Source organism: Nesterenkonia sp. CL21 (assembly GCF_031705515.1).
GTDB classification, from domain to species: Bacteria; Actinomycetota; Actinomycetes; order Actinomycetales; family Micrococcaceae; genus Nesterenkonia; species Nesterenkonia aethiopica.
In genome coordinates this window covers 127,635-139,897 of the sequence record NZ_JAUTWR010000005.1, presented here as the reverse complement: position 1 = coordinate 139,897, position 12,263 = coordinate 127,635, and the positions used below count along the sequence as shown (strand labels likewise).

Annotated in this window: 11 protein-coding genes; 4 read left to right on the top strand and 7 right to left on the bottom strand. The window is 68.7% G+C overall.

The window, feature by feature from the left end; all coding sequences use genetic code 11:
* The first annotated feature begins 142 nt into the window (after positions 1–142).
* Positions 143–1,297, top strand: a complete 1,155-nt coding sequence (locus Q7C18_RS09735; protein WP_311025227.1) for an SDR family oxidoreductase — start codon at positions 143–145, stop codon at positions 1,295–1,297.
* Positions 1,298–1,326: 29 nt separating this feature from the next.
* Here the strand turns inward: Q7C18_RS09735 and Q7C18_RS09730 are convergent, their stop codons facing one another.
* The gene (locus tag Q7C18_RS09730) at positions 1,327–2,118 is read right to left on the bottom strand and encodes a hypothetical protein (RefSeq protein ID WP_311025226.1); all 792 of its coding nucleotides are present in this window, start codon (positions 2,116–2,118) and stop codon (positions 1,327–1,329) included.
* 175 nt (positions 2,119–2,293) lie between these two features.
* On the bottom strand, positions 2,294–3,934 hold the full coding sequence (locus Q7C18_RS09725) for a mechanosensitive ion channel family protein (protein WP_311025225.1): 1,641 nt from the start codon (positions 3,932–3,934) through the stop codon (positions 2,294–2,296).
* A 213-nt stretch (positions 3,935–4,147) separates the two neighbouring features.
* On the opposite strand from Q7C18_RS09725, the gene hisD reads away from it, so the two are divergent.
* Together hisD and Q7C18_RS09715 are read left to right on the top strand one after the other, a co-directional pair.
* A complete protein-coding gene (gene hisD, locus Q7C18_RS09720) occupies positions 4,148–5,455 on the top strand; it encodes a histidinol dehydrogenase (protein ID WP_311025224.1) in 1,308 nt (435 codons plus the stop codon).
* A 119-nt stretch (positions 5,456–5,574) separates the two neighbouring features.
* Positions 5,575–6,327, top strand: a complete 753-nt coding sequence (locus Q7C18_RS09715; protein ID WP_311025223.1) for a phosphotransferase — start codon at positions 5,575–5,577, stop codon at positions 6,325–6,327.
* 114 nt (positions 6,328–6,441) lie between these two features.
* On the opposite strand, the gene Q7C18_RS09710 is transcribed toward Q7C18_RS09715, so the two are convergent.
* The 5 genes from Q7C18_RS09710 to Q7C18_RS09690 form a co-directional block, all read right to left on the bottom strand.
* Entirely contained in the window at positions 6,442–6,777 is a 336-nt protein-coding gene (locus tag Q7C18_RS09710; RefSeq protein ID WP_311025222.1) for a MazG nucleotide pyrophosphohydrolase domain-containing protein, read from the bottom strand.
* A gap of 145 nt (positions 6,778–6,922) precedes the next feature.
* Positions 6,923–8,449, bottom strand: a complete 1,527-nt coding sequence (locus Q7C18_RS09705; protein ID WP_311025221.1) for a tripartite tricarboxylate transporter permease — start codon at positions 8,447–8,449, stop codon at positions 6,923–6,925.
* A gap of 34 nt (positions 8,450–8,483) precedes the next feature.
* Positions 8,484–8,951 (bottom strand): tripartite tricarboxylate transporter TctB family protein, encoded by a 468-nt coding sequence (locus Q7C18_RS09700; protein WP_311025220.1) that lies wholly within the window; start codon positions 8,949–8,951, stop codon positions 8,484–8,486.
* Positions 8,952–8,989: 38 nt separating this feature from the next.
* The gene (locus Q7C18_RS09695; RefSeq protein WP_311025219.1) at positions 8,990–9,967 is read right to left on the bottom strand and encodes a tripartite tricarboxylate transporter substrate binding protein; all 978 of its coding nucleotides are present in this window, start codon (positions 9,965–9,967) and stop codon (positions 8,990–8,992) included.
* Positions 9,968–10,003: 36 nt separating this feature from the next.
* Positions 10,004–11,347, bottom strand: coding sequence for an NAD(P)-binding domain-containing protein (locus Q7C18_RS09690; protein ID WP_311025218.1), 1,344 nt, complete (start codon positions 11,345–11,347; stop codon positions 10,004–10,006).
* Between the two features lie 147 nt (positions 11,348–11,494).
* On the opposite strand from Q7C18_RS09690, the gene Q7C18_RS09685 reads away from it, so the two are divergent.
* Positions 11,495–12,244, top strand: a complete 750-nt coding sequence (locus Q7C18_RS09685; RefSeq protein ID WP_311025217.1) for an IclR family transcriptional regulator — start codon at positions 11,495–11,497, stop codon at positions 12,242–12,244.
* Positions 12,245–12,263 lie beyond the last annotated feature (19 nt).

Here is a 12,263-nt window from a genome sequence, read left to right as displayed (position 1 = left end):
GTCCCGATCTCGTGTCATGTTGTCCGGGTCGTGAGCGGCCTGGCCGCCGCTGACGGCCATCACAGGCTCCCGGCCGGTGGAGCTGAACACCGGCTGAACGTGTGGGTCCGACCCGTGGAGCCTGTCGATCTAGGATACTGACATGAGTTCCCACACCGCTCTGATCACCGGCTCCACCGCCGGGCTGGGTGCGGCCTTCGCCCGCCAGCTCGCCGCCCAGGGCTATGACCTCGTGCTCGTGGCCCGCGACGCCGACCGCCTGCGAGCCCAGGCCGAATCGATGGCCTCCCAGTACGGGGTGCGCGCCACCGTCCTGGTGGCCGACCTGGTCACCGACGACGGCGTCGGCGCCGTCCAGGAGCGCCTGGCGGACGCGCGGAACCCGGTGCACCTGCTGGTGAACAACGCCGGGCACGGCCTCCCCACAGATTTCCTCGAGTCCGACCTCGACGAGGAGCGGGACCTGCTGCGCCTGCACGTGCAGACCACGATGGAGCTCACCCACACCGCCGCACGGGCCATGGTCCGGCGTCGCGGGGGCCGCATCATCAACGTGGCCTCGGTGGCAGGCTTCACCCCCACCGGCACCTACTCGGCGGCCAAGGCGTGGGTCATCAACTTCAGCAAGGCCGTGCACCAGCAGATGCGCGGCCGCGGGATCACCGTCACCGCCCTGTGCCCGGGCCTGGTGCGCACCGAGTTCCACGAACGCTCCGGCATCAAGGTCAAGGGCGCGAAGCGGTGGATGTGGCTCGACGCCGATGACGTCGTCCGGGAGGCGCTGGCAGCCAACGCCCAGGGCGCGTCCACGTGCGTGCCCTCGCGCAGCTACCAGATGCTCACCGCCTCGTTGAAGTTCGTCCCGGACTCGATGGTCCGCTGGGCCATGGAGCGGCGGGTGGGCGCGCCCACCGAAGGTGAGGCGATCGCCCAACTGGAGCGCGGCCCGCGGCGCGACCACGACGGCACCGCCGAGCCGACCACCGAGGCCATCCGGACCGTGGACGCCTACAAGGCCGCCAAGGCCCAGGACAGCCGCGGTCGCGGCGAGGAGAGCGCTGAAGGGTCCGACGGTGCCGTGGAGGTGGCCGACTCGGAGACTCCGACCTCCGAGGTGCCGAGGACTCCGCTGCCCGACGCCGGCGGGCGGAGCTCCAGCGGGCAGGGCTCCAGCGGGCAGGGCTCCAGCGGGCAGGGCTCCGGCGGGCAGGGCTCCGACGGGCAGGGCTCCGACGGGCAGACGTCGGCGCCGTCGGGAAGCATGCAGCTCAACGGACGGAATCCGCTGAAGAAGTGACCTGGGCCGGCGCTGGTCCGGCGCCGTTGTCAGTGCAGGATGTCGATGACCAGGCGTGAGCCGTCTTCGATGGCGAACACGTCGTAGTCGCGCACCTGGTCCAGGGAGATGTAGTAGCTGGCGGCGCCTTCGAAGACGATCGTCGTCGCGGTGCCCTCCACGAGCGTGTCCAGGTGCGCCCAGTCGGTCTCCATCACCAGGTGGCCCTGGTCTTCTCCCGCGTTGCCGGGCCACAGCCCGGTGACGTGGACCGCCAGGTAGGCGTCCCCGTCCATCTCGATGAGGTGCCCGCTGCCCGGCTGGGTGGGCTCGTCCACATACTCGGTCCGCCACCCCGGGAAGCCGGTGCCGGCGTGGTCGAAGACCACACGGTCGTAGCCGTCATGCGCGCCCAGTCTGACCTCACAGAGCAGCAGGTCCTCATCCTCCGGCGGCGGGACCAGTGCGTCAGGGAATCCGGCGCTCTCCCGCGGCTCGGTGTCGAAGCGGTCCTCGCTGAGCCCCTCCCGGTGCTCGCGGAACTCCGCCTCAGGGGCCTCTGCATCAGGGCTCTCGGCTGCGTCAGGCGCCTCGACCTCCTCCGGCTCGGGCACGTCGTCAGCGGTGTCATCAGGATCGGGATCGTCAGGATCGGCGTCGTCATCTGTCGGGGCTTCGTCCGGGTCCGTCTCCTCCTCCACCACGGAGTCGGGGTCCTCATCCGGAGTCTCGTCGCCGGGGCCGCAGGCTGCGAGGCTCAGTGCCACCAGGCCCGCTCCCAGCAGAGCGGCGGGGCGGTCGTGCCATGGCGTGCGGCGCGCGTCCGGTCCTCGGGGAACCATCGTGATCACTCAGCTCCAGGTCGGGGGCACAGGTCCGGCCACCGTACCGGGATGTCGCGACGCGCGGGAACCGCCCAGCGCCCGCCGTCATCGGCTTGATGCCATGTCGACACCACCACGTGACCTGGGGCGACACCCGAGGCCTCGCCGCAGCCGGACGGCCGTCCGCGGCGGCTCAGTCGCCGTCGTCGGGCCGGGCTCTGTGCTTCTCGCGCGGCTCCGTGCCGTCCTCCTCCAGGGCGCCGTCCTCCTGACGCTCCCGGCGCTCCCGGTACGCCTCCTCACCGGGGCCGGAGAATTCGCGGTTGCGTTCGACGGCGGTGATGGAGCCGGTGAACACGGAGGCACCCTCGCCGGCCTGCGTCAGCGGGGTCTCCTCCGTATGCTCCGACTCCGCGGCGTGCGAGGCATCCGCCCTTCCGGACGTCGCCCCGGTCGTCTCCCGGGTCGTCTCCCGAGTCGTCTCCTGTGCCGTCTCCTCAGCCTGGTGGCCGGCGGAGCCGTACCGGCGCAGGAGCTCCTGCTCCTCCGGGCTGAGCCGCCAGGCGCCGGCGTGATCCTCGGGGCGCCGCTCGGGGGCGCCGGGCACCACGGGCTGTTCGCGGGTGTCGCCGCGGCGGGCGCCGTCGTCGTCCCCCACCTGGTTGAACTGGCCCGTGCGCACATGGTGGGGCGCACCGTCGAGGGCCTCCTCGTGGGAGAGCAGCATGCGCTGGGTGGGCACCGAGTAGGGATGCTCGGCGCGCAGGTAGTTGACCAGGTCCTCCCGCACCAGGCAGCGCAGATCCCACAGCTCGCCGGAGTTGCGGGCCGAGACCACCACACGGGCCTTGACCATGCCGCCGGTGGCCTCGGTGACCTGCACCGAGTAGTCCTTGCCGTCCCACAGGTCGGTGGACTCCAGCAGGCGCTTCAGCCGGGCACGCAGCTGGTCCATCGGCACGCGCCAGTCGACGTCGAGCTCCACGGTGCCGAACAGCTCAGTGCCCACTCGGGTCCAGTTCTCGAACGGGGTGGCCACGAAGTAGCTGGAGGGGTAGATCACCCGGCGCTCGTCCCAGACCTTCAGCACCACCACCGACAGCGTGATGTCCTCAACGGTGGCGAAGGTGTCCTCCATGACGATGACGTCACCGACGCGGATCGAGTCGGTGAAGGCCAGCTGGATTCCGGCGAAGACGTTGCTCAGCGTGGACTGCATCGCCAGGCCGGCCACCACGGAGACCACACCTGCCGAGGCCAGCAGCCCGGCTCCGAGCGCCCGGACCTCCGGGATCATCAGCAGCACGGCGGTCACCGCGAGGGTGATGATCACCGCGGTGAGGATGCGGCGGATCAGTGAGACCTGCGTGCGCAGGCGGCGTCCCCGGCGGTCCTCCATCTCGCCGTCGCCGGCGTAACGGGCCAGGACCAGTGCCTCGACGATGCGCACCACACGCATGGCCCACCAGGCGATGCCTGCCACGATGAGGATGAACAGCACGAACGACACCGCCGGCTGCCAGGACTCCTCCGTGGCCGCTATCCGCACCGCTACCCGGGCGCCGAAGACCGTCAGCGTGAGGAACAGCGGCAGCCGGGTGCGGTTGATGGCCCGCGTGGCCTCCGGCGTGCGGCGGAAGATCTGCTTCATCACCACCGAGGAGGCCACGGTGATCGCCAGGGCCACCACCAGGGTGACGGCGACGCCGATGAAGATCCCCAGGATGGGTCCGGCGTCGGCCATCAGCGACTGGACCCCGTCCGGGACGTTGTCCTCGACGATGGTGTTCAGATCCTCGTCCGGTGTCGGCTCGAGCGTCTCTTCCGCAGTCACGGCACTCCTCGGGGCGTCGGATGGTGGGCGGTCGGCGACTGCCGGGCCGCGATCATCCAGCATGGTGTCACCGACACCTGGAGTGCAACCGGACGTGAGCCGGTGTGACTGCCTGCACGCCGTCGTCGTCCGCCGTCATCGTCATGAGATTCTGCGTCCTGCGCCTCCCCGGGGGAGAATGGGCGGAGAATCCGACCGGTCCCAAGGAGGAACATGCTCACCCTCAAGGATCTCCGTGGCAGCGCCGCGGACGTCAGCACCGTGCTGCCCCGCGCCGAGCAGGACATCTCGGCCACGGTCGAGACCGTGGCGCCGATCCTTGAGAAGGTCCGGCACGGGGGCGTCGAGGCGCTGACCGAGCTCTCCGAACGCTTCGACGGCGTCCGCCCGCCGGCGCTGCGGGTGCCGCAGTGGAAGCTCGAGGAGTCCCTCGACCACCTGGACGGCACCGTCCGCGCCGCCTTGGAGACGCTGATCTCCCGAGCCCGCGAGGTGCACTCCGCCCAGCTGCCGGCCGCCTCCATGGTCTCCCCCGGACCGGATGCTCGCGTCACCAACCGGTGGGTGCCGATCGAGCGGGTGGGCCTCTATGTGCCAGGCGGCCAGGCGGTGTACCCGTCGTCGGTGGTGATGAACGTGGTGCCCGCCCAGGTCGCCGGCGTCCGCTCCCTGGCCATCGCCTCCCCGCCGCAGAAGGACTTCGGCGGCTACCCGCACCCGACCATCCTGGCCGCCGCCCACCTGCTGGGCGTCGAGGAGGTCTACGCCGTCGGCGGGGCCCAGGCCGTGGCAATGTTCGCCTACGGCGCGCGCGACGCCGCCGGGCACGTCGTGTGCCCGCCGGTGAAACTGATCACCGGTCCGGGGAACATCTTCGTCGCCACCGCCAAGCGAGCCGTGCAGGGCGTGGTCGGCATCGACGCCGAGGCCGGTCCCACCGAGATCATGGTGCTCGCCGATGAGTCCGCCGACCCCTCTCTGGTGGCCGCGGACCTGATCTCCCAGGCGGAGCATGACGAGCTCGCCGCCGCGGTGCTGGTCACCGACTCGATGACGTTCGCCGAGCGGGTGATGACCGCCGTCGAGGAGCAGGCCGCCCGCACGCCGCACGCTGACCGGGTGAAGCAGTCGCTGACTGGTTCCCAGTCGGCGGTGCTGGTGGTCGACTCCCTGGACGTGGCGGTGGACGTCGCCAACGCCTACGGAGCCGAGCACTTGGAGATCATGACCGGCGACGACGCCGCGCTGGCTGACCGGATCCACAACGCCGGTGCCGTGTTCCTGGGCGCCTACACTCCGGTGTCGCTGGGCGACTACTGCGCCGGATCCAACCACGTGCTGCCCACCGGCGGCGCCTCGGCCTACAGCTCGGGGCTCAATGTGACCAGCTTCCTGCGCTCCCAACAGGTCATCCACTACGGCAGGGACGGACTGGACCAGGTGGCAGGCCACGTCACCGCGCTGGCCGCGGCTGAGGGTCTGCCCGCCCACGGCGAGGCCGTGGAGGTCCGCTTCCGCTGACACCTCCGCATCGAGTGGTCACGAATCCCGGCTTCTCGGGCTCCTGACCGGCATGTCATCGCGCAGACGCCGGGATTCGTGGCCACTGGATGGGCGGGACGACGCGCTAACCTGGAGCCGTGGAGCACGAACAGCCGCTGACCGGCGGCAACGTCAGCGACGGCGTCGTCCGGATCGGTGACACGGTCCGCAAGCCGTGGAGCTCCGCGACGCCGAGCGTCCACGCCTTCCTGACGCATCTGCGGGACCGTGGCGTCGACGTGCCCCGGGTGTTGGGTCGGGACAGCCGAGGCCGCCAGATCCTGGAGTTCATCCCTGGCCTCACGGCCGAGGGTCGTCGACTCACCTGTGACGAGCTGCACCGGGCGGGCGCGTTGGTGCGGCGCATCCACGACGGCGCCGCGCAGCACCGTCCCGCCGAGGGCGCGCCCTGGGAGAACGTCCTCCCCGCCCTGGAGAGCGAGATGATCTGCCACAACGACCTCACCCCATGGAACCTGGTGGTCGGCGAGCGCTTCGTATTCATCGACTGGGACGGCGCGGGACCCAGCAGTCGGCTCTGGGACTTGGCATACTCGGCACAGGCCTTCACCGCTAATGACTCTGCAGAGGATCCGGAGGCGGCGGCTGCCCGACTCGCCGCGTTCGTCGACGGGTACGGCGCGGACCACGCGCTCCGAGCCGCACTCCCCCGGGCGATGGGCGACCGCACCGCGGCCATGCACCGGCTGCTGCGCGAATCCCACATGAGCGGCCGCGAGCCGTGGGGAAGCATGTACCTCGCGGGCCACGGAGAGCATTGGGCTGCGGCGACCGCGTATGTGCGCGCGCACGAGCAGCACTGGCGTGCGGCGCTGCTGCCGCACCCCTGAGGAAGTGCCCGCACCGGATCGAGTGGCCACGAATGACGACATCTCGGGCTCCTGACCGGCGTGTCATCGGGCAGATGCCGGGATTCATGGCCACTGGATGGGTGAGCTGGCACGTCAGACGTCGGCAGAGTCGTCCAACCACCGCAGCCACTTGTCGTCCACTGCGCGGTCGGCGTCGATCCCTGCATGTCGGGCCAGCAACAGGACATGAGCGAGCACATCAGCCAGTTCCTCTTCGAAAGCCTGGCGATCGGCGGCGTCGTCGCGTCCACGAGGCCGAGCACGGCCGGTGAGCGCGACGTAGCTGGAGGTCAGCTCTCCCAGCTCCTCCTGGAGCTTGAGCATGAACCAGTCCCCGTCTCGATGCAGCCCGAATTTCGCCGCGTAGCCGGCCGAGACCTGCTCGAGCTGATCGGCCAGCGACTCCAGCGGTCGTATCTCCTGCGGCATGCGGCCCCTTTCCGACGGATCGCCTGCAGTCTACGACCGCAATAGGGATCCAGTGGTCACAAATGACGACATCTCGCGCCCCTGACCGGCGTGTCATCGGGCAGATGCCGGGATTCGTGACCACTGGATCCAGGTGAGGGAGACGTCAGGCCTTGGACTCCTGCTCGTCGGTACCCTGCACTTCGGCGAGGATCTTCTCGCGCCGGGTGCCTCTGACCTTGCCCCAGATTCCCAGGCTCACGAGGCCGACGATGATCAGGACCAGGACGAGAGAGAAGGGCCTGGTCACGAAGATCGTGAGGTCCCCGCCCGAGACCAGCAGGGCACGGCGGAAGTTCTCTTCGATGATCCCGCTGAGCACGAACGCCAGGACGAAGGCAGGGAGGGAGAAACCGAGGTTCCTCATGAAGTAGGCGATCACACCGACGGTGAGTGCGACCCACAGCTCGAAGCTCGAGGTGTTCGCCGCATAGACGCCGACGATCGAGATGAGCAGCACAGCAGGGATCAGCATCTCGCTGGGGATCTTCAGCACCCGCGAGAAGATAGGCGTCACCAGCTTCCCGGAGAAGAACATCGCCACTGAGGTGAGCAGGAAGCCGAAGAGGATTCCGTAGGTGAGGGTGGGTTCCTCAGCGAAGATGTTGGGACCGGGCACGATGCCGTGCATGAGGAAGGCACCCATCACGATCGCGATAGCCGGCGACCCAGGGACCCCGAGGGTCAGCAGCGGCAGGAGTGAGCCGCCCACTGAGGAGTTGTTGGCTGACTCAGCACCGGCGATGCCCTCAGGACTCCCCTTGCCGAACCTGTCCGGGTTCCTGGAGAGCTTCTTCGCCAAGCTGTAGCCGAACCAGGATGCGGTCCCGGAGCCGGTGCCGGGGAAGATGCCGATCAGCGAGCCGATGACGCTTCCGCCCGTGGTCGCCTTGGCCGTGGTCCTCAGCTCCGCGAACGGCACCTTCGTCTTCACCGTCAGAGTGTCGGGGGCCGGCCGGCTCCCCTTGTCCCTGATCATGGTGATGACCTCGGAGAAGGCGAACATCCCGAGGATGATCGCCACGAGTGTGAATCCGCTATAGAGCTCCATCTGGCCCCCGGTGAACCGCGGGTCCCCGGTGATGAGGTCCATACCCACGGTGCCGACCATGAGCCCCAGAATGGCCGAGATGATGCTGCGGATCAGGTCGTGGGAACTGATCACTGCCACGGCGAGAATGCCCAACATGCCGAGGAGGAAGTACTCCGGATAGCTGAGGGTCATCGCGAAGGCCGCGATCGGCACTGCGAGGAACAGCAGCGCGAGACCACCGACGAGTCCGCCGATCGTGCTCGCCCACAGCGAGTATCCCAAGGCTTTGCCCGGCATTCCGCTCTGTGCCATCGGATGCCCGTCGAGGATCGTCGCCACGTTCGACGGCGAACCGGGGATCCCCAGGATGATGCTGGAGATCGACCCGCCGTACTCGCTCGACTGATACACGGCCAGCAGCAGGAGCACCGCAGGCAGTGGCGGCAGGAGGAACGAGATGGGCAGGAAGAGGACCAGCACCACCATCGCTCCGACACCCGGGATGGCACCGAAGAACATGCCTGCCAGGGAACCGACCAGGATGGCGACGATGTTGAGCGGATCGAAGAGGACCGAGACGTCGAATTCCGTCAAGCCCATGTGTACACGTCCTTTCGGGGCGGCGAGGCGGCCGTCATGTCAGGGAGATCCCGAACGTGACGTCGAAGATGAGGTAGACCAGTCCGGTGAGCAGGACGGCGACCAGCCCGAGCCTGGCGATCGCCGGCAGCAGCGGGGTTCCTCTCTTCAGGGTCAGCACCAGGGAGACCGCCAGGAAGAACAGGACGGTGAACAGGTAGAACAGCGGCTCGATCATGCTCCAGAGCAGGAGGTAGGCGGCCGTCAGCCCGATGACCAGGATCACCCGGCGGGTGTTCCTTGCCGGAAACGCCTCCCTGTTGGACGTCCTGAACAGCGTCTGGACCAGACTCACCGTGATGAACAGCAGCAGTGCGCACCCCAGGATCGTGGGGAAGAAGCCGGGGTTCAGGTAGTAGTCCGGCTCCCCGGCCTCCAGGAAGCTCGTTGCGCTGACGAGGTACCAGACTCCCGCGGCTGCGAGACCGAGCAGCACGATCAGCTCAACCGATCTGACCTTCATGGATCACCGTCCTTGGTCGAGGAGAGGCAGGATGGGGGTCAGTCCTCATATGCCGAGTAGGTCTCGTAGGTGGCGTCGATCAGCTCCTGGAACTCCTCCGGTCCGGCATAGTCGATGGAGAGGTTCAGGTTCTGTGCGGCCTCCTCGTAGCCCGGCGTCTCCAGAGCCTCCTGGAAGACGTCGTGCAGAGCCTCGATGATCTCCGGATCGGTGCCCTCGGGCGCCGCCACTCCCCGCCAGGAGCTGTGCATGGTGTCCAGCCCCTCCTCGCTCGCCGTGGGGACGTCCGGGAGGCCTTCCAGCCGCTCGTCGTCGAACACCAGGATCGGCTTGAGACTGCCCTCGTCGATGGCGGACTGGGCCTCCGTGAGGCCTCCTGCGACGGCACCGTCGATGTGCCCGCCCTGGGCCTGCAGCAGGGCGTCGGCCGTGCCGTCGTGCGGCACGGTGGTGGTCTCGATCCCTGCGGCGGTCGCAAGGTCGCGACTGGTGAAGGCTGTCGTGGTCTCGGCCCCGGAGACGCCGATGCTGACCCGTCCGGGGTTCTCGTCGGCGTGCTCGACGAAGGAGGCGAAGTCGTCGAAGGGAGCGTCAGCGTTGACGAGCAGCACGTGGGGCTCACTGTTGATCAGGATGACCGGCTCGAAGGACTCGTGGGTGTAGGGCACGTTGTTGAACATCGGATTGGTGATGATCGACGGCGTGACCAGCAGCAGGGTGTGCCCATCCGGGTCCGCCTGGGCCCCCTCGGCCTGACCCACGGAGCCCGAGCCGCCGTCGATGTTCTCGATGACGAAGTCGTAGTCCTCGGCCACAGTCTCTGTGTGTTCGGCCAGCATGCGGGCCAGCGAGTCGTTCGCCCCTCCGGCGGCGAAGGCTGTGATGAAGGTGATGGTCTCGTCGGGGAAGCTCTCGGCGTCCCCTCCGTCAGCCTGTCCGCCGCAGGCGGTCAGGGCCAGGGCCGGCAGGGCCAGCAGTCCGGTGATGAGTGTGGTGCGGCTGTGGGTCTTCTTCATGGTTCCTCCCAAGTGGTGGAATGACGTCATCGTGGTCTAGGCGGTGCTTCGGATGGATTCGCGCCGCGCGGATTCCTCGGCCAGGACTGCTTCGGCGGCCTCTGCTGCGGCGGTGGCCTCCTCCGGGGGCAGGAAGAGGATGCCCTCGGCATCGGCGACCACGATGTCACCGGGGTTGCATACAGCATGACCCACGGCGACAGGACGCCCGAGCCGGGCGGGTCCTGATTTGTAGGGACCGGCAGCAGAGACGCCGGCCGCCCAAACAGGCAGGCCCACCTCGGCGATGCCGGCGGCATCACGGACTGGGGCGTCGAGGATCATCCCTGCCACCCCGGCCTTCTTCGCCCGCTCAGCGATCAGATCTCCGATCAGGGCACGTTCGCGGCCCCGCTCCCCGGAGACCACGAGGATCTGCCCGGGCTTCACCCGGGCCAGGGCCTGATGGATGGCGAAGTTGTCGCCGGCCTGGGTCTGGACCGTCAGCGCCGGGCCCGCGATCTGCGGGCAGTCCCACACCGGACGCAGGTCAGCGCCGACGAACCCCAGACGGTCGCTGCCGTCCCCGAGGGCCGCGGTGGGCGTACGCCGCAGGACCTCGAGAGCCGGTGAGACGTCCTCGGCCCGTCGGGCCAGCAGCAGGTGCCGTTCCCGTGCGCCCCAGGTCATCGGCCAGGTGCCCTCCAGGTCCTGGATGAGCTCGAGGCTGTCGGCCAGCTCCTGGCTGCGCCGACGAGCATGGATCCGGATGCCGCTGTCCAGACGGTCCACTGTGGACTCGCCGCCGACCAGCGCCTCGGCCATCTGCTGGCGCACCCACTGCTCGTCACCGGCGCCGGCCGCGGCCTCCAGGGACTCCTGGACCAGCGCGCTGAGCCCTTTCATGAAGATGCTGCGCAGCAGCTTCCGCCGGGAGGCATCTCCCACCTGGGCGCCGAGGATCTCGGTGCGGGTGCCGACCCTGCTGAGCTGCTGTTCGACCTCACCGCTGGCAGCTCCCGAGAGGAGGACCTGCACGGTGGCGCCGAAGGCACGCACCGAGCCGATGACTGCGCCGTCGACGACCTGCGCGGCACCTTCGAGGACCGTCTCGACGGACTTCTTCACCTCCGGCGAGGAGGCGTTGAGATCCAGGTACAGCACACCGGGAGACAGAGCGGCCCGACACTGCTCCGCCGCCGCGACGGCGAAGCGCGCGGTGGTCAGCGACAGCACCATCTCCGCCTCCGCCACGGCCTCGGCCGCTGTGTCAGCACGGACGACGCCGTCGGGAGTCCTGGCCGGGCCAGGGTCGAATCCCACGACGTGGTCTCCCGCCTGAGCGAAGGCCCGGGCGAAGACCTGACCCGCCTCACCGAGCCCGAGAACTGCTACAGTCATCAATGCCTCTCACTGAGTGATAGTTACTCTCATCTTATGAGTGTGCTTACCATCACATGGCATCGAGTGTGTTGTCAACCACCCCTCCATCAGGAGGCACACTCGTGGAGAATGAAGGGGCGCATCGGTCAAGACGACAGGAGAGACATGAACGCGTCGGGTAACAAGGGACGCACGCTCGAGCGTGCGTTCGACGTGCTGCGGACTCTGGAGAATGCGCGGTCACCGATCCGGCTCAGCGAGGTCTCCCGCGAGACGGGCCTGCACATCGCGACCGCTCAGCGGATCATGGCCACATTGGTGGGGAGCGGCTACGCCCAGACCTCGGAGAACGGCTACACGCTCGGCCCCGTGGCGCTGGCTCAGGCTCACGCCTTCGTGCTGCAGGACCCCCTGGTCAAGGCCGCACGCCCCGTCCTGACCGAGCTCTCGGACTCGACCGGCCTGACGGCATCGATCTTCGTGCGCTCCGGCTTCGACCGGATCCTGACGGCACGCGTGGAGGCGCCGGAGCCGATGCGCTACCAGTTCCCGATCGGCCGGCGCCTCCCCCTGGACGTCGGGGCTGGCAAGCCGCTGCTCGCGCACCTCACAGATGAGGAACTCCAGGAGTACCTCGAGGACTACCCCGGAGTGCGGCTCGCCTCAGGGGAGCACCAGACGTCCGAGAGCCTGCGCGCGGAGCTGAGCGAGATCCGGGAGTCCGGGTACCACCTGGGCGTCTCCGAACGCGTGCTCGGCACGGTGAGCGTCGCCGCCGTGGTGCGCAGTGCTCGCGGCGAGGCAGCAGGCGTCCTGAACATCGTCGCCCACGACGACACTGTCAGCGTGGACACGTTGCGCCGCAGGGTCCCCGAGGTGCTGCGAGCGGCCGAGCTCATCGGACAGCAGATCTGACGCCAGTGGCCACGAATCC